The following is a 25009-nucleotide window of genomic DNA, read 5'->3' as shown; positions in this document are numbered from 1 at the left end:
CGGCGGGTTCGGTCCCGGTGGCGCGTGCGCGGTCGGGTCGCCGAGGGCGGCGGGCGCGCCGATGGGCGGAGCGCCCGCGGGCGGTCAGGGCGCCGAGGACAAGGAGCACCGGGCCGCCGCGTACCTGCGGGGCGAGGACATCTTCGAGGTGCCGGGCGAGAACCTGCCGCCGTCCGTGATCGGCGGCGCGAAGCCGCGGAAGAAGGGCGACCAGCCGTGATCGAGCCCGAGTTCCTGCTCACGCCGCGGCAGCTCGACGTGCTGTGGCACGACCTGGGCCTCGGCCGGTTGCCGTACCCGCTGGACGTGCCCAGCCACGGCGCGACGGAGGAAGAGCGCGCCCGGCTGCGGGAGGAGGTGCTGGCCGAGCACGGCGAGCCCGACCCCCGGCTGGTGGCGCTGCTCCGGCTGCTCGGCGACCACGACGTCGCGGTCGACGCGGTCGCCCACGTGGACCGCTCGCTGCGGGCGGTCGCCGTGTCGGACGGCGACCGCGCCGCGCTGGCCGTGATCGACAGCGGTTCGATCGGCGTGCTGGAGATCCGGCCGACCGCGTTGGCCCGGTCGATCGTGGAGGTGCTGCCGACGGGGTCGGCGGGGCCCGGCAGCGCGCTGTCGCTGCGGCTGGAGGCGTTGACCGAGGCCGTGGCGCTGCAGGACCAGCAGGCCGACGACGACGAGGACGACCCGTGGGGCGGCGGCGGCGAGCTGGACGAACGCGAGGCGTTGCAGAAGGCCGGGCTGTCGCGCGAGGACGCGACGGCGGTCAGCGAACTCGCCGGCAACCGGGTCGCGGGCGGCCAGTTCGGCGTCACCGTCGGCGGTGGCTACCGGCGTGACCGGGCCGGCGCGCTGATCACCTGGTTCGACACGCCGCAGGGCCGGTACCTGATGGTCCACGAGGACGGGTGGCTGAGCCTCGCGCCGACCGACAACGACCGGATCGCCACGCGGATCGCGTCGGTCCTGTCGTCCGTCGCCTGATCGTCCCGGGCGCCCGACCCCGCCCGGTCGGGCGCCCGGGGCTTTTTCCCACTGCGGCGCAAGGGTTCCCGAACGGTGGACCCGGTTGAGCGGCCGGGCGCGCGTTGCGATGCTCGGCACATGACCCGGACCGACCTCCGCGCCGCGCTGCGCGACTTCCCCCAAGCCGTGGGCATCGTGACCGCCACCGGACCGGACGGCCCGGTCGGCGTCACGGTCAGCTCGTTCACCTCCGCCAGCATGGACCCGCCGCTCGTGGTGGTCTGGATCGGCGAGGGCGCGTCCGCCTGGCCCGTCCTGCGCACGTCGCCGCTGTTCGCCGTGCACCTGCTGGACGCGGGCCAGACTGCCCTGTCCGACCTGTTCGCCCGCACGGGCTCGGACCGGTTCGGCCCGGGCACGCACTGGCAGTCCGATGTGGACGGTGTGCCGCACCTGCTGGACGCGCCGCTGCGCCTGCGCTGCCGCACCACGCGCCGGATCGCGGTGGGCGACCACGTCGCACTGGTCGGCGAGCCGCTGGAGATCCAGCACGCCGAGGGCGCGTCACCGCTGGTCCGCTTCCAGGGCCGCTACACGTCGGTGGCCTGAGGACGGGTCCTGCGCAAGATCCGCTCCAGCCCCGATCGAGCCGACGAGTTGTGGATCGACTGGTTCGGCGGCGGCTGGTCGAACTCGGCACGGTCAGGTCCTGCGCGTCGCTTGCCAGCCCGCGATCAGTGCGTCTAGCGCGTCAGCCCAGATCCGCGTGGTGTCCGGCTGCCGGCCCGTGGTCGCCATTCGGAGGTCCTGCGCGGCGAGTCCCTCGCACAGGCAGCTGAACTGCCAGGCGGCTTCCTGAACCGTTCGTCCGCCGGTGCCCCCGCAGTCCTCGAGCCGTCGGATCCGCTCGAGGAGAGTCTCCAAGGCGTCCGCCCTGGCCGGTTCGAAGCGCCGGCGAACCTCGGGAGAAGCGGTGGCGCGCTGCGGGAAGGTGACCTAAGTTGGCAAAGGCTCAATGCCTCAGCCTGCCCGGCCGGCGGCTGAGCCGGCCCCACCGGTGCTGTCAACCCGCCGGCCCAGCGCCACAACCGACCCGCGCAGTGCCCGAACCGGCCAGGACGGCGGCTCGACCCGCCCGGGCGGCACCTCAGGCGGACTCCAGGCCGAGCGTCGTCTCGGCGGCCAGCACCCGCAGCACCGCTCGCGCCACCTCGTCGTTCTGCCGGAACGTCGGCGCGTTCGTCCCCGGCCGCGCGAACGCCGCGTACGCCTTGTTCGTCGTGTACGGCCCGACCGCGAACCGCCGGGCGTGCGGCACGCCGGCCGCGTCCACGACCCGGCTGTCCTCCGCCGCGACGGCCACCTGGCCGTCCTCGTCGCGCACCTCCCCGGCAGCCCGCAGCGACCGCAACAACGGGTCGGCGGTCGTCGCCAGCGTGTGCTCCGGCAACCGGGCTTCGACCAGCCCGGACGCCCGCACCACGTGGCCCGGCACGCTCGGGCTGCCGGCCAGGAACACCCCACCCTCGGCCCGCACCCACGTGTCCGCGCCGAGGAACCGCACCACGCCCGCCCGCGACAGCGCCAGCAGCTCCTCCAGCCGCCCCGGCGGCGGACCGCTCGCGAAGTAGCTGAAGAACCCGCGCCACCAGCCGTCCTCGCCGCGCAGCCGCCCGGACGCGGCGAGCCGCGCGAACTGCCCGTAGACGCCCAGCAGCGCCAGGAACGCGCCGAGGTCTGCGCTGTGCGCGGGGTCGGAGCGGCGGGCGACGTCGGCCGTGACGTAGTCGCGCACGAACCGCTGGAACTCGTCGCTCGTGCCGAACACGCGGCCGTCGATCGGCCGGTCCAGGCGCTCGAAGTCGATCCGGTCCTCGACCGCCACGGCCTCCTCCAGCGCGCGCATGCCGGGGCTGTACCAGTCGAGCCGGGCGAACTCGTCCGCGAACCGCGCCCACGGCACGGCGACCCGCGACGGGTGCCCGGTGAACAGCTCGCGGTAGTAGCCGTGCGCGATCTCCTTGGCCATCAACGGCCACACGTCGGCGCGGAAGTCGAGGTCGCCCGGTCTCGCGAGGAGCGCCCCGGCGTCGAAGAACCCGCCCGGTTCGGGTGGCGCGCCGCGCAGCCGGTAGCCGGTCTTCGAGTGGTACGGCACCCCGCGCCGCGATCCGACGTGCAGCCGCGGTTCCCGGCCGGACGGCAGGTAGCGCAGCTCCCCGTCCACGCGCGTGAACCGCCCGCCGCGCCCCTCCCCCAGCAGCACGGCGAGGTCGACGAACGCCAGCCCCAGCCCGCGCACCACGACGTCCGCGCCGGGTGGCACCGCGGACAGGTCGGCGTCGGCGGTGTAGTCCGGCGGCAGGTACGCGAGCCCGTGCTCGGCGGCGTACCCGGCCAGCCGGACGTGCTCGGGCTCCGGCTCGCGGTCCAGGTGCCCCAGCGCGAGCACCACGACGTCCGCCACCAGCGGTTCGGCCCGGTCGGCGAGCCAGACCCGCTGCCGCATCCCGGACGTGCCGGTGAGCCGCACCGCCCGGCCCCGGTGCACGCGCACCGAGCTGCCGGCGGGCAGCGACGCCACCGCCCTCTCGTGGAACCACCTCAGGTACGCGCTCTGCGCCCGCCGGCTCGGGAACGTCGTCGGCTCCAGCGCCGCCAGCTCCGCCCGCACCTCCGGCGTCAAGTCCACGAGGCCCTCGGAGTCCACAAAGGACAGATCGGGTGCCGACGCGACGGTCCGCGCCCACTCCGCCAACGACGGTCCCGGCCGGACCGGCCCCTCGCACACCACGCTCGCGTCGGTGAACATGGTGACGTCCTCGGCCATGGAGTTCATCCGCAGCAACGGCGACTGCTCGTGCCGCCACACCCGCCCGGCGCCGGCCGGGAACGGGTCGACCAGGTCCACCTCCAGCGGCCCGTCGAACAGCTCCGGCGCGTTCGCGCCCAACCGCTCCAGCAGGCCGGCCGCGCGAGGACCGGCGCCGACCACGACCAGGTGGGTCACGACAGCCTGCCCGCGCCACGCGAGTAGTACCGCTCGACCCAGTACTGGGCGGCGCTGAGCAGGCTGGTGACGATGACGTACCAGATGGTCGCGACCAGCAGCAGCGGGATGATCAGGTAGTTGCGGTTGTAGATCAGCTGGACCGAGTACAGGAGGTCCTGCACCGCCAGGACGCTCACGATCGACGTGCCCTTCAGCGTGCCGATGAGCAGGTTGCCCGCACCCGGCACGATCGAGCGCATCGCCTGCGGCAGCACGATCCGGCGCAGCACGCGGGATCTCCGCATGCCCAGCGCCAGACCGGCCTCCACCTGACCCGCCTCGACGGACAGGATGCCGCCGCGCACCACCTCGGCGGCGTACGCGGCCTCGTGCAGCACCAGGCCGATGATCACCGCGGTCAGCGGTCCGATCACGGCCGTCGAACCGGACAGCGCCGGGTACAGCGCGCCGATGTTGAACCAGAACAGCAACTGCACCAGCAGCGGCACCGAGCGGAACAGCCAGACGTACCCCCAGCTCACGCCCACCAGCACCGGGTTGCCGGACAGCCGCATCACGGCCAGCAGCCCGCCGAGCAGGAAGCCGAGCACCAGGGTCGCCGCGGTCAGCCACAACGTCAGCCCCAGCCCGCGCAACACCGCTTCGGCGGTGAAGTACCGGGCGACGACCGCCCACTGGAACTGCTCGTTAGTGGCCATCGACCACAACAGCACGCCCAACGCGGCGAGCACCACCGCGGCCGACACCCACCGCCCGGGGCGCCGCAACGGCACTATCCGCGGCACGGCGGGGCTTTCCGGTGGTGTGACGACGGTGGAAGCGCTCATCGGCTGTCTCCCGGACACGAGGGAACACGGAACAGGTGCCGCGTCCCTCAACGCCGCGCGCCGATCGTATGCGCGCACAACGCCGCCAGGTCAAGGGATTCCGCGATTTGGACGCCCGTCGAAGACCGTTGACGGCGGTGCGGCGCGCTGATCGACTGGGAACGCGGACGGCCGACGCCACGACGCCCGGTCGAACACCACCGCACCTGTCCGCCGACCCAGCGCGTCTCCCTCAACGTCGTTGGCGCGTCGGCGTTCCCACCTCGCCACCACCTGCTACGGAAGGTCCTGACGTGCCTGTTGAGTTCCTGGGGATCGGCGGCACCAACGACGGTTCGGAGACGCGCCCGCGCAGCGGCGCGTCGTTCGACAAGGACTACACGCTGCGCCTGGCCCGCGCCCACGAGGACCACGGCTGGGACCGCGTGCTGTTCGCGTACGGGTCCGGCACTCCCGATCCCGCGCAGGCCGCGGCTTTCGTCGCGAGCCGACTGGATCGGTTGCAGATCCTCTTGGCGCACCGGCCGAACGTGTCCTACCCGACGTTCGCCGCGAAGACGTTCGCGACGCTGGACCGGATCAGCGACGGCCGGCTGACCGTCCACTTCATCACCGGCGGCACGGACCACGAGCAGCAGCGCGAAGGCGACTACCTGACCAAGGACGACCGCTACTCGCGCACCCGCGAGTACATCGAAATCGTGAAGCGGGCGTGGACGTCGCGCGAGCCGTTCGACCACGACGGCGAGCACTACCGGTTCGCCGACTTCGTCAGCGACGTGTTCCCGGTCCAGCAGCCGCGGCCGAACGTGTCGTTCGGCGGCTCGTCGCCGGCGGCCTACCGGGCGGGTGGCGCGGAGGCGGACATCTTCTGCCTGTGGGGCGAGCCGCTGGCCGAGACGGCGCAGCAGATCGAGGCCGTCAAGCAGGCCGCGCGGGACGCCGGGCGCGCCGACGTGCCGCGGTTCCAGGTGGCGTTCCGGCCGATCCTCGGCGCGACCGAGGAGCTGGCGTGGGAGAAGGCGCACGCCACCGTCGACCGGATCAGGTCGCGCACGGCGGGCGGCCGGTCGCTGACCCGCAGGCACTCGCTGACCTCGCCGGAGAACACGGGGTCGCAGCGGCTCTTGGAGATCGCCAACCGCGGCGAGCGCTTCGACCGCGCCCTGTGGACGCCCACGGCCGCCGCGACCGGCGGCGCGGGCAACTCGAACGCGCTGGTCGGCACGCCGGAGACGGTCGCGCAGGCGTTGCTCGACTACTACGACCTCGGCGTGGAGATCATCTCGGCGCGCGGCTACGACATGGTCGACGACACGATCGACTTCGGCCGGCACGTGATCCCGATCGTGCGCGAGGAGGTCGCCAAGCGCGACCGCGACCGGGCCGGCGGGCACGTCGGCGAGCTGACGGCGGTGGACGCGTGACCGTCCGCACGCGCCAACGCGGCCTCGGCACCCGGGGCCTGGTCGCCCTGACCGCCCTCCTGGCGCTCGTCGTCTCCGGGTGCGGTGGCCCGGCCGACGCCGACCCGCCCGCGGGCATCGAGCCCGGCAAGGACGTGCTGTCGGCGTTGGCGAAGGACGACGCGATCGCCGCGCTGCTGCCCGCCGAGGTCCGCGACGCCGGGGTGGTCCGGTTCGCGTCCTCGGTGGGCGGCACGCCGCCGTCCGCCTACTACGCCGACGACAACCGCACGATCCTCGGTCAGGACATCGACATCGCCGAGGGCGTCGCGAAGGTCCTCGGCATCCGGATCGAACGGGAGGTCGCCGGCTTCGAGGTCATCCTCCCCGCGCTCACCAGCGGCAAGTACGACGTGGGCACGGGCAACTTCGGCGTCACGGAGGCGCGCAAGCAGACCATCGACTTCGTCACCTACATCAACGACGGCCAGGGCTTCGCGGTCCGCGCCGACGACGACCGGCTGGGCCGGGTCGACAGCCTCGTCCAGCTGTGCGGGCTCAAGATCGGCACCGGCGCGGGCACCACGTTCGAGGCGACTCTGGAGAAGGAGAAGCACGTCTGCCCCGACGCGGGCAAGCCGCCGTACGAAGTGCTCAGTTTCTCCGAGAACGCCGCGGTATTCCTGGGGTTGCAGCAACGGCACATCGACGTCGTCATGAGCACGATCAACGGACTGCGCTACGCCGCCGACAACCAACCGAACCTGGAGTTCCTGGGCGAGTTCAAACGACTCGACGTCGGATTCGCGTTCCGCAAGGGCTCACCGCTGGCCCCCGCGTTCCGCGCGGCCGTCGACAAGCTCATCGCCACCGGGGCGTACCAGGCCATCCTCGCCAAGTGGGGCACCACCGACTCGGCCATCCCGAGGTCGGAGATCAGTCCACCCGAGCACGACTGAGGCGGTCGTACCGCGATCACCTTGCCTCGCGCCCGCGTCCGACAAGTAAGCTGAATGGGACCAACGGTCCACCTTTACACCATTCGAGTGACAATGGCCGAAAAATGCGCACTCGCGGTAGCGCGGTGACCCGGTCACGCGACATGGCGTTCACAGGTGAACTTTCGACGATTGGTTCCAGAGCTGAATGAGGATGGCCGAGCAGACAGGCGTGGCGAGACTCGGGGACGGGTCCGGGACACCCCCGGAGGACGCGGCGGAGAACCCGTCGGAGAACGCGGCGGAGGACGCGTCGGGCGAGGTGACGCGGGCGCCGGCGCCACCACCGGGTGACGCGCGGTTCCGCGCCGTCTTCCGGGCGTCCGCGGTGGCGATCGCGGTCACCGGGCTCGACGGCGCCCTCCTCGACGTCAACGACGCGCTGCTCGACCTGGTCGGCCACTCCGCCGAGGAACTGGCCGGCCGGTTCACCCACGACCTGGTGCACCCCGCCGAGCGGGCGTCGGTGGAGCGGATCTCGGCCGTGCTCGCGTCCGGGCGGCGCGAGCACGTGCGGATCGAGCAGCGGCTGCTCCGCGGGGACGGCGAGATCGTCAACGCGCTCATCACCCTGTCGCTCGTGCGCGACGACGACGGCGCGCCCGCCTACCAGGTGGCCGTCGTCGAAAGCCTGGACGAGGTGCGGGCGCTGCAGTCGCAGCTGCTGCGGCAGAGCCTGCACGACGTGCGGACCGGCCTGCCGAACCGCGCGCAGTTCGTCGGCTGGCTGGAGGGCGCGGTCGGCCACCGGGGGCCCGCGACGCTCGCCCTGGTGGTGTTCGACCTCGACGGGTTCCGGGTGGTCAACGACGCGTTCGGGCACGAGGCGGGCGACCGCGTGCTCGCCGCGGTCGCCCGGCACCTCCGGTCGGTGTTCGGCGAGGTCGGCGAGCTGGCCCGGATCGGCCCCGACGAGTTCGGCGTGCTGATCCGCGACCCGGTCGACGTGCCGACCGTCGTGGCGCTCGCGGAGGAGGCCGTCGACCTGCTCGCCGAACCGGTGTGGGTGGGTGAGAACGGCATCGGTGTGACGGCCAGCGTCGGCATCGTCGTGCGGCCGGCGCGGGGCGGGGACGCGGGCGAGCTGCTGCGGTGCGTCGACGTGACCGTGCGGTGGGCGAAGGACGACGGCAAGGCGCAGTGGGCGCTGTACGACCCCGAGCGCGACCGGCGGGAGCGGACCCGCATGCGGCTGGCGGCGTCCATCGCGGGTGGGCTGGAGCAGGGCGAGTTCCGGGTGTTCTACGAGCCGGTGCGGTCGCTGACGGACGGGACGCTGCTCGCCGTCGAGGCGCGGGTGCGCTGGGACCACCCGACCGAGGGTCTGCTCGACCCGCAGACGTTGCTGTCGCTGTCCACGTGCACCGGGATGGCGGTGCGACTGGGCGCGTGGGCGATCGAGGAGGCGTGCGGGCACGCGGGCCGGTGGCACGCCGAGTTCGGCGACGCCGCGCCCGTGCTGAGCATGGACCTGACCGCCCGGCAGTGCCAGGAGCCGGAGCTGGTGGCCACGGTGCGGCGCGTGCTGCGGGAGAGCGGCCTGCCGGCGCGGCTGCTCCAGTTCGAGCTGGGCGAGCACCTGCCCGCGCTGATCAGCGAGGAGCAGGTGGAGGAGCTGGGCATCCTGGCCGAGCACGGCGTGCGGCTGGTGCTCGACCAGATGGGCGGCGGCAACGTGCCGGTGGACCGGGTGCGGCGCATCCCGTTGAGCGGCGTGAAGTACCAGGGCGCGCCGGTGCAAGGGCTGGCGGAGGGCGCGAACCGGATCGACGAGAGCGCCGCCGTCGCGGTGCTCACGTGGACGGGCGGCCTGGGCGTCCCGCTGTACGCGGCGGGCGTGCGCACGGAGTTCGAGGCGCGACGGCTGGCGGAACTGGGCGTCACGGGCGCGCAGGGCCCCCTGTTCGGCTCGGAGCTGCTGACGCCCGACGAGGTCGCCGCGATCCTCGGCAAGTCCTGATGCGGGGCTCAGGCTCCTCATGGGGTCCGGATCGTCGGCGAGGTCGGCCGGTAATCCGGTGGCGGGCGCCCGGCGACCCGCGCGAGACTGCGGCGTGGACGTCGCCCTCGTGCCCGCCGACGAGGCGGACAAGCCGGTCCTGGCCAACCTGATCCAGCTGTACCAGCACGACTTCTCCGAGATCCGGGACGACCTGCCGCTCACCCGGCACGGCACCTTCGCCTACCCGTACCTCGACCACTACTTCACCGAGCCCGCGCGCGAGGCGTACTTCGTCGAAGCCGCCGGCGAACTGGCCGGCTTCGCCCTGGCGCGCGCCGACGTGGACGGGGAGGGCTCGTGGAACGTGGCCGAGTTCTTCGTCGCCCGCCGCCACCGCCGGCGGGGCGTGGCCCGCGCGGCGGCCCGCCTCCTGTTCGCCCGGCACCCCGGCGAGTGGACGTTGACGTTCGACCACGCCAACGCGGCCGCGGCGGCGTTCTGGCGCTCCGCCACCGCCTCGGTCGCCGAGGGACCGGTCATCGAGGTGGACCGGTCGGAACCGGTGCCGTCCACCATCCTCCGGTTCCGGGTGGCGTGACCGGACCCACGACCGGAGACCCACGACCGGTGGCCCGCCCTCGCGGACGGGCCCCGACCCAACGTCAGCTCACCACCCGGCGTCAGCTCACCAGCCGGCGCCTCACCACTCCGGCCGGAGCGGCATCCCCGACGTGCTGCCGTCCAGCTTCACGCCCAGCACCTGGTGCAGCTGGATGTTGTTGCGCTCGAACCCGAGCCGGGACGCGGCCAGGTACAGCCGCCACACCCGCGCCCGTCCCAGCCCGACCTCGCTCACCGCGTCGTCCCAGTGCTTGTCCAGGTTGGCGCACCACGCCGCGAGCGTCATCGCGTAGTGCTCGCGCAGGTTCTCCTCGTGCCGCACCTCGAACCCGGTGTCGTGCATCAGCGACACGATGTGCCCGGGGCCGACCAGCTCGCCGTCCGGGAACACGTACCGGTTGATGAACCCGCCCGTCCGCGCCGGCTGCTTGTTGTCCGGCCGGGTGATGCAGTGGTTCAGCATCCGCCCGCCGGGCTTCAGCTTCGCGAACAGCGACGAGAAGTACGCGGGCAGCTTGGCCTTGCCGATGTGCTCGGTCAGGCCGATGGAGCTGATCGCGTCGAACCCGCTCTCCCGCACGTCCCGGTAGTCGAGGTAGCGCACCTCGGCGAGGTCGGACAGCCCGGCCTCCACGATGGCCTTCTGCGCCCACTCCGCCTGGTTGCGCGACAGCGTCACGCCCAGCGCCCGCACGCCGTACTCGCGCGCCGCGTGCATGACCATCCCGCCCCAGCCGCAGCCCACGTCCAGCAGCCGCATCCCCGGCTTCAGCCCGAGCTTGCGCGCCACCAGGTCGTGCTTGGTGAACTGCGCCTCCTCCAGGCTGGACTCGTGCGTCGGGTACACCGCGCACGTGTAGGCCATCGACGGGCCGAGGATCCACTCGTAGAACGTGTTCGACACGTCGTAGTGGTGCGCGATGGCCTCGCGGTCCCGCGCCTTCGAGTGCCGCAGCCCGCGCAGCCGGCGCTCCTGCGGCGGCACCTCCACCTTCGTGCCGAGCCTGGTCCGCCCCAACGTGGCCAGCAGCTCCAGCCGCTCGCCCCACGGCACGTCCCTCAGCGACATCTCGGACAGGTGCGTCAGCGCCCCGTACACGTCGCCGATGATTTCCAGGTGCCCGGTCACGTACGCGCGCGCGAGCCCCAGCTCGCCCGGCGCCGACGCCAGGTACGACAACGCTTCGGGTGTGCGCACCTCGATGCCCACACTCGCGTCGGCCGGCCCCGCCTGGCTGCCGTCGTACGCGCTGAACCGCACGGACGCGTCGCCTCCGACCGCCCGCTGGAACACCTCCGCCAACCGCATAACCCCGGCTCCCTTCACCTACGGAGAACACACTTGGCGTACAAATCGGGCAGCCGGCCCGCCGGGTCGTACCTCTTCTTCAGGTCCTGGTACGTCGGGCCGTTGTAGTTCTCCCAGAACTCCTCCTCCCCGTAGTACGAGTCGGAGTAGAGGGACTTGTGCCCGCCCAGTTCGGCGACCTTGTCCTCGATCAGCCGGTTGCGGCTGCCCAGCTCCTCGTCGGGCCGCAGCGACACCGTCGACCAGAAGCCGACGTTGACGTACAGCACGTCGGGGTCCATCGGGTACAGCGGCCAGACCGTGCGGCTGCCGTCCGCCTGGCGGCGCAGCCGCACCGGGCACAGCCACACCGGGCTGACGCCGACCTCCCGGTGGAAGAAGTCCAGGAACTCGGCGACCCGGTCCACCGGGATCTCCACGTCCTGGATCACCGGCTCCTGCACCGCCTTGCTCATCCGGTCGGACAGCTTGTACCGGCGGTCCAGCGCCACGACCTTGCGGTACACGTCGGACCGCAGGTACCGCTTGGGCACGAGCCGTCGCACGATCGGGTGCTGCACGCCGAACGCCCGCGAGCACCAGAACCAGTCCGTGTCCCACCGCCACAGGTAGTCCCGGACGGTCAGGTGGTCGGTGGTGCGCTGCTGGATGGACCGGTAGTAGATGTGGTTGCCGGTGTAGTCCGACGTCCACGGCGCGGTGTCGGCGAAGTTCGCCAGGGTGAGGTACTGCTCGCGGCCGGAGAACACCGTCCCGTCCACGAAGTCGACCGGTTCGCCCTGGTACGAGCCCTCGGCGCAGACGTCGGCGAGCACCCGCGCGCACTCCGCCGCGGTCGCGAACGGCACGTGCCGCAGCCGCACGTACGGCTTCACCGGTTCGAGCTCGATCTCCAGCCGCAGCGCGTAGCCGAGCGTGCCGTAGGAGTTCGGGAACCCGCGGAACAGGTCGTCCCCCGGACCGACCACCACGACCTCGCCGTCGCCGGTCATCACCTCCAGCTCCCGCACCGACTCGTGCGGCAGGCCGTTGCGGAACGAGCTGGACTCGATGCCCAGGCCCGCCACCGCGCCGCCGAGGGTGATCGTCTTGAGCTGCGGCACGACCAGCGGCATGAGGCCGTGCGGCAGGGTGGCGTCCACCAGGTTCTCGTAGGTCGTCATGCCCTGGACCTGGGCGGTTCGGGCGTCCCGGTCGACCGAGAGCACCCGGTCGAAGCGGCCGACGTCGAGGCCGCCGGACTGGTCGGCGCGGAACCGGAAGAGGTTCGACGTCGACTTGGCCAGGCGCACGGGTGCGCCCGCCGGGATCGCCGCGTACTGGCCGCGCAACGCGGCCACCGCCCGGTCGTGGTCCGATTCTCGGCTCCGCCGAGCCTGATCGCTCACCGGAACGACGTTAGGCCGCCCGAGCTTGATCAGCACCCCCAAATTTCGCCGCTGACCAAGTTACCGGTGGGTAGTACGCTCTCCGGGTATGACCCACGCCACGCACGAGGTGACCAACCAGGTCCCGCCGCTGGAAGGCCACGACGTCTCCGCCGACCCGGCGCTGCTGGCCGGCCTGCACGGGGGCGGCGCGGCGTGGGCCGAACCGGAGCTGCGCGAGCTGGGCCTGAAGGCCGGCACGGCGCACGTCCAAGCCTTGGGACGGCAGGCCAACGCGCACCCGCCCGTGCTGCACACCCACGACCGGTACGGGCACCGGGTCGACGAGGTCGAGTTCCACCCGGCCTGGCACGAGCTGATGGACACCGCCGTGTCGCACGGCCTGCACGCCGCCCCGTGGCGGGACGACCGGCCGGGCGCGCACGTCGCCCGTGCCGCCAAGTTCTTCGTCTGGAGCCAGGCCGAGGCGGGCCACGGGTGCCCCGTCTCGATGACCTACGCGGCCGTGCCCGCGCTGCGGCGGACGCCCGCGCTGGCCGAGCGGTTCGAGCCGCTGCTGGCCTCCCGCGAGTACGACTTCGGGCTGCGCGAGCCGTCGACCAAGCGCGGGCTGATCGCGGGCATGTCGATGACCGAGAAGCAGGGCGGCTCGGACGTCCGCGCGAACACCACACGGGCCGTGCCGCACGGCGACCACTACCGGCTCACCGGGCACAAGTGGTTCACGTCCGCGCCGATGTCCGACCTGTTCCTGACGCTGGCGCAGGCGCCGGGCGGGCTGTCGTGCTTCCTGCTGCCCCGTGTCCTGCCGGACGGGACGCGCAACGCGTTGTTCCTGCAACGGCTGAAGGACAAGCTGGGCAACAAGTCCAACGCGTCGGCCGAGGTCGAGTACGACGGCGCGGCCGGCTGGCTGGTCGGCGAGGAGGGCCAGGGCGTGCGGACCATCATCGAGATGGTCAACATGACCCGGCTGGACTGCGTGCTCGGCTCGGCGTCCGGGATGCGGCTCGGCCTGACCCAGGCCACGCACCACGCGGCGCACCGCCGGGCGTTCGGCCGGGCCCTCATCGACCAGCCCGCGATGCGCAACGTGCTGGCCGACCTGGCGGTGGAGTCGGAGGCGGCGACGACGGTGGCGCTGTGGCTGGCCGGCAACCGCAGCCGGCTCGGCCTCGCGGTGACCAAGTACTGGGTCTGCAAGCGGGGGCCGGCGCACGCCGCCGAGGCGTTGGAGTGCCTGGGCGGCAACGGGTACATCGAGGACTCGGGCCTGCCGCGGCTGTTCCGCGAGTCGCCGCTGATGTCCATCTGGGAGGGTTCGGGGAACGTGGCGGCGCTGGACGCGTTGCGCGCCCTGGGGCGTTCGCCGGAGGCGGTGGAGGAGTTCTTCGGCGAACTGGACGCGGCGCGCGGCGCCGATCGGCGGCTGGACGCGGCGGTCGACGGGATCAAGGACGAGCTGACCGACGTGGCCGACCTGGAGGTGCGGGCGCGCAGGCTGGTGGAGCGGATGGCGTTGGCGTTGCAGGGGGCGTTGCTGGTGCGGCACGGGCACCCGGCGGTGGCGGACGCGTTCTGCGCGTCCCGGCTGTCCGGCGACTGGGGCGTGGCGTTCGGCACGCTGCCGCGCGGGGTGGACTTCGGCGCGATCGTGGAACGGGGGCTGCCGAAGCTGTGAGCGCCGTCCGGGTGGAGCGGTCGGGTCCGGTGTCCACCGTGCTGCTGAACCGGCCCGCCGTGCGCAACGCGGTGGACGGGCCGACCGCGCACACGCTGACCGAGGTGTTCCGCGAGTTCGACGAGGACCCGACCGCGGCGGTGGCCGTGCTGCACGGCGAGGGCGGCACGTTCTGCTCCGGGGCGGACCTGAAGGCCTTGGGCGCCGCGCGGAGCAACGACCCGGCGTCACCGTCCGGCCCGATGGGTCCGACGCGGTTGCGCCTGTCCAAGCCCGTGATCGCGGCCGTCTCCGGTCACGCGGTGGCGGGTGGGTTGGAGCTGGCCCTGTGGTGCGACCTCCGGGTGGCCGACTCCGACGCCGTGTTCGGCGTGTTCTGCCGGCGTTGGGGCGTGCCGCTGGTCGACGGCGGCACGGTGCGCCTGCCGCGCCTGATCGGCACGTCCCGTGCCCTGGACCTGGTCCTGACCGGCCGCCCGGTCCACGCCGACGAAGCCCTGGCCATCGGCCTGGTCAACCGCGTGGTCCCGCCCGGCACGTCCCGTTCGGCCGCCGAGGCACTGGCGCGGGAACTGTCCGCGTTCCCCCAGCTGTGCCTGCGCCACGACCGCCTGTCCCTGCTGGAACAGGAGTCCCTGCCCGAATCCGAGGCACTGGCCAACGAACTGCGTCACGGCCTGGTCTCGCTGACCGAGGTCGACCAGGGCCTGCGCCGCTTCCGCTCGGGCGAAGGCCGCCACGGCCGGTTCGACGAGGGGAGCTGATCGCGGTGGGCACGTACGCGTCGATCCGCGGGTGGCTGGGGTCCGACGAGCGGCCGCTCGCCGAGATTCGCCGGATCGTCACCTCGGACGAGTACGCGAACCCGCGGTACGAGCGGTACGCGGCCGGCTGGTCGATCCCGGCCGCGCCCGTCAACTCCCGCCACCCGGACGTCTGACCGGGGTCAGCCCAGACCCAGCTCCCGCGCGATCAGCATCTTCTGGACCTCGCTGGTGCCCTCGCCGATCTCCAGGATCTTCGCGTCCCGGTAGAAGCGGCCGACCGGGTACTCGTTCATGAACCCGTACCCGCCGAAGATCTGCGTCGCCTCGCGCGCGTTGTCCATCGCCGCCTCGGACGACACGAGCTTGGCGATCGCCGCCTCCCGCTTGAACGGCTCGCCGCGCAGCATCTTCGCCGCCGCCTGGTAGTAGGCCAGCCGGGCGGTGTGGGTGCGGGCCTCCATCTCGGCGATCTTGAACTGGATGGCCTGGTAGGTGCCGATCTTGTGCCCGAACGCCTCGCGCTCGCCGACGTACCGCACGCACTCGTCCACGCAGCCCTGCGCGAGCCCGACGCCGATCGCCGCGATCGCCACCCGGCCCTCGTCCAGCGTCTGGAGGAACTGCGCGTACCCGCGCCCCCGCTCGCCGACCAGGTTCCCGACCGGCACCCGGCAGTCCTGGAAGGACAGCTCGCGCGTGTCCGACGCGTTCCACCCGACCTTGGAGTACTTCTTGGACACCGTGAACCCCGGCGTCCCGCTCGGCACGATGATCGCGGAGATCTCCGGCTTGCCGTTCTCCCGCCGCCCGGTCACCGCCGCCACCGTCACCAGCCCGGTGATGTCCGTGCCCGAGTTCGTGATGAACGCCTTGGTGCCGTTGAGGACCCACTCGTCGCCGTCGAGCTTGGCCGTGGTGCGCAGCGCGCCCGCGTCCGACCCGCCGCCGGGCTCGGTGAGCCCGAACGCGCCCAGCACCGCGCCGGAGCACAGGCGGGGCAGCCACTCGGCCTTCTGCTCGGGCGTCCCGAACCGGTACAGCGGCACGGAACCCAGCGAGACGCCCGCCTCCAGCGTGATCGCCACCGACGAGTCGACCCGCGCCAGCTCCTCCAACGCCAGGCACAGCGCGAAGTAGTCACCGCCCATGCCGCCGAACTCCTCGGGGAACGGCAGCCCGAACAGGCCCATCCGCCCCATCTTGGCGACGATCTCGTACGGGAACTCCTCCCGCTCGTAGAACCCGCCGATGACGGGGGCGACCTCGTCCCGGGCGAACTCCGCCACGGTCTTGCGCAGGGCCTCGTATTCCTCGTCGAGGCGGAAGTCCAACATCGCTCACTCCTGGTGGGGGACGACGACGGCTAGGGTTTCGTCCAGCGCGACCTGTCGGCCCGCCTGAACACGCACATCGGTGAGCACGCCGTCCACGGGTGACGTGACGGTGTGCTCCATCTTCATCGCTTCGACCACGAACAACGCCTGCCCCGCGGTGACGTGGTCGCCCTCCGCGGCACGCACCACGAGCACCGTGCCCGGCATCGGGCTGGTCACCGGACCGCCGCCGGACGCGGCCGCCGACGACGACACCTCGGACGGCAACGTCTCCGTCAACGCCCAGGCGTGCCCGTCCGCGCCGAGCCACAGCACGTTGCCGGACCGGGCCACCGCGTACCGGCGACCGCCGACGACCAGCGTCGACCCGTCGAAGGAAGCGTTGAGCCGCAACGGTTCCCGACCGCCCACGGACACCTCGTCGCCGCGCACCCGGACCTCGACCCCGTCGATCAGCCACCGGGTCCACGCGTGCTCGCCGACCCGCCAGCCGCCCGACCGCTCCCACGGGTCGTCGCCGCGCACGGCGAGCTGCCGCTCCAGCGCCGCCGCGGCCAGCACCTCGTCCGGGACGTCGTGGCGCACCAGCGACTCCAGCTTGCGCTCCACCAGCCCGGTGTCGAGCGCGCCCGCGCGCACGTCCGGGTCCGCCAGCAGCGCCCGCAGGAACGGGATGTTCGTCGTCACGCCGAGCACGACCATCCGCCCCAGCGCGGCGTCCAACCGCCGCAGCGCCTCGGCCCGCGTCGAGCCGTGCGCGATCACCTTGGCCAGCATCGGGTCGTAGTCGCTGCCGACCGCCAACCCGACCCGCAGGGCCGAATCCACCCGCACGTCCGACGGCTCGTGCAGCGCCAGCACCGTGCCGCCGGTCGGCAGGAACCCGCGCGCCGGGTCCTCGGCGTACACGCGGGCCTCCACGGCGTGCCGGGACAGCTCCACCGAGGTGAACCCCAGGGGCTCCCCCGAGGCCACGCGCAACTGCCACTCGACCAGGTCGACGCCGGTCGCCAGCTCGGTCACCGGGTGCTCGACCTGGAGCCGGGTGTTCATCTCCATGAAGAAGTAGTCGCCGGTCGAGCCGTCCACGATGAACTCGACCGTGCCCGCGCCGACGTACCCGACGGCCTTCGCCGCCTCGACGGCCGCCGTGCCCATCGCCTCGCGCATCTCCGGCGTGACCAGCGGCGACGGCGCCTCTTCGATGATCTTCTGGTGCCGCCGCTGGAGGCTGCACTCGCGCTCGCCCAGGTGCACCACGCCGCCGTGCGCGTCGGCGAGCACCTGGATCTCGATGTGCCGCGGGTCGGTGACGAACCGCTCGATCAGCAGCGCGTCGTCGCCGAACGACCCGCGCGCCTCCCGCCGGGCCGACTCGATGGCGTCCCGCAGGCCGTCGCCGGACTCCACCAGCCGCATGCCCTTGCCACCGCCGCCCGCGGACGGCTTCAGCAGCACCGGGAACCCGATCTCGGCGGCGGCGGCCACCAGGTCGTCGTCCGTCATGCCGACCTCGGTGCGCCCCGGCACCACGGGCACGCCGGCCGCCGCGACGGTGAGCTTGGCGCGGATCTTGTCGCCCATCGCCTCGATCGCGTCGGCGGGCGGGCCGATGAACACCAGCCCGGCCTTGTCGCACGCCCGCGCGAAGTCGGCGTTCTCGGCGAGGAACCCATACCCGGGGTGCACGGCCTGCGCGCCGCTCGACACGGCGGCCTCGATGATCCGCTCGATCGACAGGTAGCTCTCCCGGGCCGCGGCCGGCCCGATCCGCACCGCCACGTCGGCCATCCGCACGTGCAGTGCGTCCACGTCCGCGTCGCTGTGCACCGCGACCGACCTGATCCCGAACCGGCGCAGCGCGCGGATCACCCGCACCGCGATCTCGCCGCGGTTGGCCACCAGGACGCTGTCGAACATCTCGTGGGCGAACCTCTCGCCGCCGACCATCTCGTGGGTCACCCTCTCGCTGCCGGCCATCCCCATCACATCCGGAAGACGCCGTAGGACACCGGCTCGATCGGGGCGTTCGCCGCCGTGGACAGGGCCAGGCCGAGCACCATCCGGGTGTCCATCGGGTCGATGACGCCGTCGTCCCACAGCCGGGCCGTGGAGTAGTACGGGTTGCCCTGGTCCTCGTACTGCTGCCGGATCGGGGCCTTGAACGCCTCTTCCTCCTCGGCCGACCACGCGTCGCCGAGCTGGTCGCGCCGCACCGTCGCCAGCACGGACGCCGCCTGCTCGCCGCCCATGACGGAGATCCGGGCGTTCGGCCACATCCACAGGAACCGGGGCGAGTACGCCCGCCCGCACATGGAGTAGTTGCCCGCGCCGAACGACCCGCCGATGACGACGGTGAACTTCGGCACCCGCGCGCACGCCACCGCGGTCACCATCTTCGCGCCGTGCTTGGCGATGCCCGCCGCCTCGTACTCGCGGCCCACCATGAACCCGCTGATGTTCTGCAGGAACACCAGCGGCACGCCGCGCTGGTCGCACAGCTGGATGAAGTGCGCGCCCTTCAACGCCGACTCGCCGAACAGCACGCCGTTGTTGGCGACGATGCCGACCGGGTGGCCGTGGATGCGCGCGAACCCCGTCACGAGGGTCGTGCCGTACTCCTTCTTGAACTCCTGGAACCGGCTGCCGTCGACGACGCGGGCGATCACCTCGCGCACGTCGTACGGGGTGCGGCTGTCCGTGGGCACGACGCCGTACAGCTCGGCGGGGTCGACCGCGGGTTCGACGGTCGGCTCCACCTGCCACGGGCGCGGGGCGCGCGGGCCGAGCGTGCTGACGATCGACCGGACGATCCGCAGCGCGTGCGCGTCGTCCTCGGCCAGGTGGTCGGTGACGCCGGACGTGCGGGAGTGCAGCTCGCCGCCGCCCAGCTCCTCGGCCGTGACGACCTCGCCGGTCGCGGCCTTCACCAGCGGCGGGCCGCCGAGGAAGATCGTGCCCTGGCCGCGCACGATGACGGCCTCGTCGGACATCGCGGGCACGTACGCGCCGCCCGCCGTGCAGGAGCCGAGGACCGCGGCGATCTGCGGGATGCCCCGGCTGGACATCGTGGCCTGGTTGAAGAAGATCCGGCCGAAGTGGTCGCGGTCCGGGAACACCTCGTCCTGCCTGGGCAGGAACGCGCCGCCGGAGTCGACCAGGTAGACGCACGGCAGGTGGTTCTGCGCCGCGACCTCCTGCGCGCGGAGGTGCTTCTTGACCGTCATCGGGTAGTACGTGCCGCCCTTGACGGTGGCGTCGTTGGCGACCACCACGACCTCGCGGCCGGAGACGCGGCCGACGCCCGTGATGACGCCGGCGGCGGGCGCCTCGTCGCCGTACAGGCCGTCGGCGGCCAGCGGCGACAGCTCGAGGAACGGCGAGCCGGGGTCGAGCAGGGTGTCGACGCGGTCGCGGGGCAGCAGCTTGCCGCGTTCCACGTGCCGGGCGCGTGCCTTCTCCGGGCCGCCGAGGGCGGCCGTGCGGAGCTTGTCCCGCAGCTCGCGGACGAGCCGCGCGTGCTCGTCGTGGTAGCGCCGGAAGGCGTCGGCCGACTTGTCGGCCGTGCTGCGCAGCACCGGGGCGTCCATCGGGCTCCTCGCGGTTAGCAGTCGTTAACCTGAGGAGATGTTAGCGCTTGTTAACGGAGGTTCACAAGCCGGAGGGGGCCGCCCGGGCGACCCCCTCCGGTGTGGCGCCTCGCGCTCAGCCCGTGACGGCGGTGAGCTGGGGGAGGTAGCCGAGGCGCTGGCCGTTGCGGTTCGGGTGGTAGGACTCCTCCACCGGCCAGGTCAGGCTGTTCATCCACCAGTCGGACGAGCAGATCTCGTGACCGGTGAACGGCCCGCGCAGGTCGCGGTACGTGAACGCCTTGGCGGCGGCGCGACCGGAGATGACCTGGTGCAGGGTGTCGGACGCGCCGTTGATCGCCGAGCGCTTGGTGTCGCTCAGGCCGACGTTGCAGGAACCGGGCACCTTGTAGAGGCGCGGGTAGCCCATGACGACGACCCGGGCGGACGGCGCGCGGTTGCGGATCTGCGTGTAGACGTTGTCGAGCAGGCCGGGCAGGGTGCCGGTCGCGTACGCCTTCGCCTGGTTCACGCGGTTGACGCAGTCCTGGTCGGACCCGAACGTGCAGGTGGTGATCACGTCGGTGAACCCGGCGTCGTTCCCACCGATCGAGATGCTGACCAGGGACGTCGCCGTGGTGAGCGCGGCGACCTGGTTGGCCAGCACGTCACCGGTCCGGGCGCCCGAGCAGGCGACGAACTTGAACGACGCCGGCGCGTGCGAGGCCGCCCACAGCGCGGGGTAGCTGTAGGGACTGCGCTTGCAGCCGCCGGAATCGCCGTAGTACGAGCCGGTGCCCGTGCCGGAGGAATACGAGTCGCCGAGCGCGACGTAGTTGTCGCCGGCGGCTTCGGCCGGCACGACGAGCGCCAGTGAAGCGGCGACGGCCAGCGCCGCGCTGGACAGGAATCGGACAAGGCGCATCGGAGCCTCCCGGAGGGAAACAACGCAGGGTGTGATGCGGAGCACAACAAGAGTTACCAGCAAGTAGGGCGAGAGAAGAAGAGTGGGTCAAGAGTTAACTACGTGTTTCGGCGACCGGTTGGTGATCTTCCGGCGACCACTCGGTTAACGCACGTTTACGTGCATTGGGCCGTCCGTTTAAGATGAGCGGCGTGCCAGCCGAGCCAGCGAAGCAAACCCGTCGGGACCAGATCCTGGCCGCCGCCGCGGAACTGTTCGCCCGGCACGGCTTCCACGGCGTCGGGATCGACGACATCGGCGCCGCTGTAGGCATTTCCGGGCCTGCGCTGTACCGGCACTTCCGCAGCAAGGACGCGATGCTCGGCGAGATGCTGACGTCCATCAGCGAACGGTTGCTGGAAGGCGGGCAGGCGCGCGTGGCCGCGTCGACCGACCCGGCGCACGCACTTCGGGAATTGATCGGGTGGCACGTCGACTTCGCGCTCGACGACCCCGCGCTGATCACCGTGCAGATCCGGAACCTGGCCAACCTGACCGACCCGGACCGGCGGCGCGTGCGCGCGTTGCAGCGCCGGTACGTCGAGGTGTGGGTGGAGACGATCCGCAAGACCTCGCCCGAGGTGGACGAGCCGACCGCCCGCGCCGCGGCGCACGCCGTCTTCGGGCTGATCAACTCGACCCCGCACAGCGCCCACCTCGACCGCGACCAGATGGCCACCCTGCTGTCCCAGATGGCCCTGGCCTCGCTGGCGGGCGCGCTGCCGTAACCCCGTCCGGCCAGGGTGTTTGGCGGCGGTCGCGCCGATCCGTAACCTGGGCGGCCAATGGGTGACGCGGCGGTGAACAGCACCGGGGGGTGGCCGGGGCTCCGGTTGCTCGCCCGCCTGCCCGCCTGGTTCCGGTTCCCGCTGGTCGCGCTGGCCGTGTTCGTCTGCGGCGTGATCGCGTCCCGCCCGGCGGGCGCCACGGACACCACCCCGCTCACCGGCGACGTCGCCACCGCCGCGAACGCCGTCCGGGCGATGGCCCACCCGGACCGGGACAACCCGCTCGTCGAGTTCCCGGCGGACTTCAACCGGGTGGCCAACCGCTCACCCAGGGCCGTCACCGCACCCGACGGGACGGTACGGGCCATCGACCCCGGCGGCGGCTGCTCCGGCCCGGCGGGCGACACGGAGTGGGACTTCGGCACCGGCTGCCGTGCGCACGACCTCGGCTACGACCTCCTCCGCTACGCCGAGCACAAGGGCCGCCCGCTCGCCCCGGACGCCCGCAAGGCCCTCGACGCGCGCCTCTCGCAGGACATGCACGCCCAGTGCGACGTCAACCCGCGCGGCCACGCCGCCCGCTGCCACGCCACCGCGCGCCTCTACGCCGCCGGGCTGGAGTTCAACTCGTGGCGGCAGCGGTGGGGACCGCCGGGCCACGAACCGGTCCTCGCGTGGGGCTTCGGCAGCGCCGTCGTCGTCTTCCTGCTCCTGGCCCGCCTGCCCCGCCCGGCCCGACGCCGGGAACCGGTGGCGGCGCCCGAACCCGCCGACCCGCCGCGGCCACGCCTGACGGGTGACCGCTACGCCACGTTCCTGCGCCTGGCCGCGCTCGGCCTGGTCGTCATCGGCCAGTCGTTGCTCACCGTGCTGCACTGGTCCGGCGTGAGCGCGGGCTGGCTGTGGCTGCTCACGTGGGCGCTCCAGGTGGCGCCGGTGTTCTACTTCGCGGGCGGCCACGCCAACCTCACGAGCTGGCACGCCGTGCAGGCCGAGCACGGCGGCTACGGCCGCTACCTGTCGGCCCGCATCTCGTGGCTGCTGCGGCCGGTGCTCGCGTTCGTGCTGGCGTGGCTGGTCCTGCCGCTGCCGCTGGAACTGCTCGACGTGGACAAGTCGCGGGTCGAGGTGTTCGGCCGGCTGATCGCGCACCCGCTGTGGTTCCTCGGCGTCTACCTGGTGGCCGTCGCCGCCACCCCCGTCATGGCCTGGCTGCACCGCAACGCCCGCCTGGTCACGCCGGTGGCGCTGGTCGCGGCCATGCTGCTGGTCGACGGGGTCAGGATCGGGTTCGAGTGGCGCACCGGCGGCTACCTCAACCTCGTCCTCGGCGCGCTGCTGCTCCAGCAGCTCGGCTTCCACTACGCCGACGGCGGCCTGCGCCGCCTGCCGCGCGGGGTCCTCGCCGCCGTCGCGCTCGCCGCCGTGCCCGCGCTGCTCGCGCTGATCGCGTTCGGCGGCTACCCCCGCACGATGATGCCGCTGCCCGGCGAGCGGGCCTCGAACCTCAGCCCGCCCACGGTCTGCCTGCTCGTCCTCGGGCTGGCCCAGATCTGCCTCGTGCTGCTGCTCAAGCCCCGCGTCACGGCGTGGCTCGCGGGTCACGGGCCGTGGCGGGTGGTCGAGTTCGCCCGCGCCACGCCGATGACGGTGTACCTCGGGTACCTCACCGTGCTGGCCGCCGTCGTCGGCCTGCTCGGCGTGCTGGACGCCCCGGTCACGTTCGACTGGGCCGCCCGGCCCCGCTGGCTGACCCTGCTCGTGCTGCTGCTCCTGCCGGTGTTACTGGCGTTCCACCGGTTCGAGCGCAACGCCGCCCTCAGCCCGTGCCGCACCCGCGAGACCCACCGCACCCGGCTCGCCGTCACGCTCGGCGCGGGCTACGGCGTGCTGGGCGTCCTCGGGTTCGTCGTCACCGGGTTCGCGGGCGCGGCGGGCACCCTCGTCGTGTTCAAGGTCGACCCGCTGCAGAACCTCATCCACCTGCTGCTCGGCTGGTACCTGCTGCACACCGCGCACGCCGGCACGTGCCACCGCAGGCGGCCCTGGCTGCTCACCGCGCTGGCCTGCGTCCCGCCGCTGCTGGTGCTGGAGCCCACCGGCGCGATGGTCGCCCTGCACGGCGCCACGATCGCGGCCGCGCTGCTGGCGGCGATACCGAAGCAGCACCAGGCAGACGCCGCCGAACACGGGCAGCCACGTCCCGCGCTCCAGCACCCATAGCGCGTCCGCCGGCGGCGTGTGCAGGCCGCGCAGCGCGCCGAACGCCGAGCCCGCCAGCGTCACCGCCAGCAACGCGCTCTGGTGCACCAGGAAGATCGGCAACGCCCGCGCGTTCACCGCGTCCGCCCGGAACGACGGCCGCACCAGCAGCACCAGCCCCACCTGCGCCAACGCCAGCGCCAGCGCGGCCGCGGACGGCGGCGACAGGTTCGACTCCGCCGCGCCCGGCACCCTGACCGCGCTCACCGGGTCGCCGGCGGCGACCAGCGCGGCGAACGCCACCCCGCCGGCCGTGAGCAGCGCCCCACCCCACGACCGGCGCAGCCCGCGCCGCGCGACCAGCACGCCCACCTGCCACGGCGCCCACCACACCGCGACGACGTTCACCCAGTCGGCATTCGCCCACCCGGCGTCCACGGTGGCCACCAGCACGACCGGAATCGCCACACCCCACCACCCGAACCGCGCCAACAAGGGCGTGAACGCGGCCAGCACCACGTACACACCGAGGAACCACAACGGCGTGACGACGAGGTACCCGACCGTCAGCACGGTCTGCTGCGGCAACCCGCGCATCGACAGTCCGAACAGGACAGCGGCCCACACCCCGAGCAGCACCACCACCGGCGGCACGAGCCTGCGCACCCGCCGCCACCACGGCGACCGCGACCGCGCCGCGCCGAACCCGCCGGTGAAGAAGAACAGCCCCAACGTCTGGAACACCCAGCTCACCGGGGCCAGCTCGGGCATCCACCGCAGCGGGCTGTCCACCACCAGCCCGTCACCCGTCAGCACCACGGCCGTCACCAGCCAGTGCCCCGCCACCACGCCGACGATCGCGATGGCCCGCGTCGCGTCGACCACCGGGTCGCGGGTCACGGCGCCTCACCCACCACGATCCGGCCCAACGCCCGCAAGGACCGCGTGCCGGGCCGGAAGTACTCGTCGTGCGCCGCGTCGCCGACGTCGAACACCCGCGCGCCGAACCGCGGGTCCACCGGGTCCGGCCCGTGCCCCAGGTCGCCCAGCCGGACCGCCGGCACCCACCGCGTCCAGTCCCGGCCGCCGCGCGCCGCCCACACCCGCACGGCGGGGTCCGCCGACTCCACCCGCACCCCCGGCGCGCCGAGGAACACCACGTCGTCCACGGCGGGCCGGGCCAGCGCGCACACCACCGACCCGTAGCTGTGGCACAGCAGGCGCACGTGACCGGGCAGCGTCCGGACGTACTCGGCGGGCGCGACCGCGCCGGCCCGCGCCAGCCGCCCGCCGG

The 25009-nt window shown here is 72.8% G+C and carries 20 protein-coding genes and 2 pseudogenes; 12 read left to right on the top strand and 10 right to left on the bottom strand.

Annotation, left to right across the window (positions count from 1 at the left end; genetic code table 11):
* The 3 genes and pseudogenes from ACFQ3T_RS18805 to ACFQ3T_RS18795 form a co-directional block, all read left to right on the top strand.
* Positions 1-220: pseudogene (locus tag ACFQ3T_RS18805) on the top strand (PPE domain-containing protein); the annotation flags it as partial.
* Positions 217-984 (top strand): ESX secretion-associated protein EspG, encoded by a 768-nt coding sequence (locus ACFQ3T_RS18800; RefSeq protein WP_380724596.1) that lies wholly within the window; start codon positions 217-219, stop codon positions 982-984. The pseudogene ACFQ3T_RS18805 and the gene ACFQ3T_RS18800, both read left to right, overlap by 4 nt.
* A 120-nt stretch (positions 985-1104) precedes the next feature.
* Positions 1105-1575 (top strand): flavin reductase family protein, encoded by a 471-nt coding sequence (locus tag ACFQ3T_RS18795; protein WP_380724595.1) that lies wholly within the window; start codon positions 1105-1107, stop codon positions 1573-1575.
* Between the two features lie 538 nt (positions 1576-2113).
* Here ACFQ3T_RS18795 and ACFQ3T_RS18790 read toward each other — a convergent pair.
* Together ACFQ3T_RS18790 and ACFQ3T_RS18785 are read right to left on the bottom strand one after the other, a co-directional pair.
* Positions 2114-3967, bottom strand: a complete 1854-nt coding sequence (locus ACFQ3T_RS18790; RefSeq protein WP_380724598.1) for an FAD/NAD(P)-binding protein — start codon at positions 3965-3967, stop codon at positions 2114-2116.
* 5 nt (positions 3968-3972) lie between these two features.
* Positions 3973-4806, bottom strand: coding sequence for an amino acid ABC transporter permease (locus ACFQ3T_RS18785; protein WP_380724594.1), 834 nt, complete (start codon positions 4804-4806; stop codon positions 3973-3975).
* Between the two features lie 293 nt (positions 4807-5099).
* Here ACFQ3T_RS18785 and ACFQ3T_RS18780 point away from each other — a divergent pair, with 293 nt between their 5' ends.
* The 4 genes from ACFQ3T_RS18780 to ACFQ3T_RS18765 all read left to right on the top strand — a co-directional run bounded on the left by ACFQ3T_RS18780 (position 5100) and on the right by ACFQ3T_RS18765 (position 9750).
* Positions 5100-6233, top strand: a complete 1134-nt coding sequence (locus ACFQ3T_RS18780) for an LLM class flavin-dependent oxidoreductase (protein WP_380724593.1) — start codon at positions 5100-5102, stop codon at positions 6231-6233.
* On the top strand, positions 6230-7171 hold the full coding sequence (locus ACFQ3T_RS18775) for an ABC transporter substrate-binding protein (protein ID WP_380724592.1): 942 nt from the start codon (positions 6230-6232) through the stop codon (positions 7169-7171). Before ACFQ3T_RS18780 ends, ACFQ3T_RS18775 begins: the two co-directional genes overlap by 4 nt.
* Positions 7172-7382: 211 nt before the next feature.
* Entirely contained in the window at positions 7383-9170 is a 1788-nt protein-coding gene (locus tag ACFQ3T_RS18770; RefSeq protein WP_380724591.1) for a putative bifunctional diguanylate cyclase/phosphodiesterase, read from the top strand.
* Positions 9171-9264: 94 nt separating this feature from the next.
* Positions 9265-9750, top strand: a complete 486-nt coding sequence (locus tag ACFQ3T_RS18765; RefSeq protein WP_380724590.1) for a GNAT family N-acetyltransferase — start codon at positions 9265-9267, stop codon at positions 9748-9750.
* Between the two features lie 102 nt (positions 9751-9852).
* Here ACFQ3T_RS18765 and ACFQ3T_RS18760 read toward each other — a convergent pair whose 3' ends face one another.
* Both ACFQ3T_RS18760 and ACFQ3T_RS18755 read right to left on the bottom strand, forming a co-directional pair.
* The gene (locus ACFQ3T_RS18760; protein ID WP_380724589.1) at positions 9853-11082 is read right to left on the bottom strand and encodes a class I SAM-dependent methyltransferase; all 1230 of its coding nucleotides are present in this window, start codon (positions 11080-11082) and stop codon (positions 9853-9855) included.
* Between the two features lie 14 nt (positions 11083-11096).
* On the bottom strand, positions 11097-12470 hold the full coding sequence (locus ACFQ3T_RS18755; RefSeq protein ID WP_380724588.1) for an FAD-binding oxidoreductase: 1374 nt from the start codon (positions 12468-12470) through the stop codon (positions 11097-11099).
* An 88-nt stretch (positions 12471-12558) separates the two neighbouring features.
* On the opposite strand from ACFQ3T_RS18755, the gene ACFQ3T_RS18750 reads away from it, so the two are divergent.
* The 3 genes from ACFQ3T_RS18750 to ACFQ3T_RS18740 are packed head-to-tail and all read left to right on the top strand — an operon-like array spanning position 12559 to position 15091.
* Positions 12559-14151 carry an acyl-CoA dehydrogenase family protein gene (locus ACFQ3T_RS18750; protein ID WP_380724587.1) on the top strand — a complete coding sequence of 531 codons (1593 nt, stop codon included), beginning with the start codon at positions 12559-12561 and terminating at the stop codon, positions 14149-14151.
* Positions 14148-14915 (top strand): crotonase/enoyl-CoA hydratase family protein, encoded by a 768-nt coding sequence (locus tag ACFQ3T_RS18745; RefSeq protein ID WP_380724586.1) that lies wholly within the window; start codon positions 14148-14150, stop codon positions 14913-14915. Before ACFQ3T_RS18750 ends, ACFQ3T_RS18745 begins: the two co-directional genes overlap by 4 nt.
* 5 nt (positions 14916-14920) lie before the next feature.
* A complete protein-coding gene (locus ACFQ3T_RS18740; protein ID WP_380724585.1) occupies positions 14921-15091 on the top strand; it encodes a hypothetical protein in 171 nt (56 codons plus the stop codon).
* Positions 15092-15097: 6 nt separating this feature from the next.
* Here ACFQ3T_RS18740 and ACFQ3T_RS18735 read toward each other — a convergent pair whose 3' ends face one another.
* The 4 genes from ACFQ3T_RS18735 to ACFQ3T_RS18720 all read right to left on the bottom strand — a co-directional run bounded on the left by ACFQ3T_RS18735 (position 15098) and on the right by ACFQ3T_RS18720 (position 20746).
* Positions 15098-16252 (bottom strand): acyl-CoA dehydrogenase family protein, encoded by a 1155-nt coding sequence (locus tag ACFQ3T_RS18735; protein WP_380724583.1) that lies wholly within the window; start codon positions 16250-16252, stop codon positions 15098-15100.
* A 3-nt stretch (positions 16253-16255) separates the two neighbouring features.
* Positions 16256-18172 (bottom strand): ATP-binding protein, encoded by a 1917-nt coding sequence (locus tag ACFQ3T_RS18730; RefSeq protein WP_380724597.1) that lies wholly within the window; start codon positions 18170-18172, stop codon positions 16256-16258.
* 65 nt (positions 18173-18237) lie between these two features.
* Entirely contained in the window at positions 18238-19842 is a 1605-nt protein-coding gene (locus ACFQ3T_RS18725; RefSeq protein ID WP_380724582.1) for a carboxyl transferase domain-containing protein, read from the bottom strand.
* Between the two features lie 115 nt (positions 19843-19957).
* A complete protein-coding gene (locus ACFQ3T_RS18720) occupies positions 19958-20746 on the bottom strand; it encodes an SGNH/GDSL hydrolase family protein (RefSeq protein WP_380724581.1) in 789 nt (262 codons plus the stop codon).
* A gap of 182 nt (positions 20747-20928) precedes the next feature.
* Between ACFQ3T_RS18720 and ACFQ3T_RS18715 the strand changes: the two genes are divergently transcribed.
* Positions 20929-21513 carry an SACE_7040 family transcriptional regulator gene (locus ACFQ3T_RS18715; RefSeq protein WP_380724580.1) on the top strand — a complete coding sequence of 195 codons (585 nt, stop codon included), beginning with the start codon at positions 20929-20931 and terminating at the stop codon, positions 21511-21513.
* A 72-nt stretch (positions 21514-21585) separates the two neighbouring features.
* Entirely contained in the window at positions 21586-23736 is a 2151-nt protein-coding gene (locus ACFQ3T_RS18710; RefSeq protein WP_380724579.1) for a phospholipase A2, read from the top strand.
* Here ACFQ3T_RS18710 and ACFQ3T_RS18705 read toward each other — a convergent pair.
* Positions 23737-24543: pseudogene (locus tag ACFQ3T_RS18705) on the bottom strand (acyltransferase family protein); the annotation flags it as partial. It abuts the gene before it with no gap.
* 68 nt (positions 24544-24611) lie between these two features.
* The coding region (locus ACFQ3T_RS18700; RefSeq protein WP_380724578.1) for an alpha/beta hydrolase at positions 24612-25009 on the bottom strand (398 nt) is incomplete at its 5' end.

Source organism: Saccharothrix hoggarensis (assembly GCF_042678885.1).
GTDB lineage: Bacteria > Actinomycetota > Actinomycetes > Mycobacteriales > Pseudonocardiaceae > Actinosynnema > Actinosynnema hoggarensis.
The sequence above is the reverse complement of the archived record's forward strand: the minus strand, read 5'-3'. Positions and strand labels throughout refer to the sequence as shown.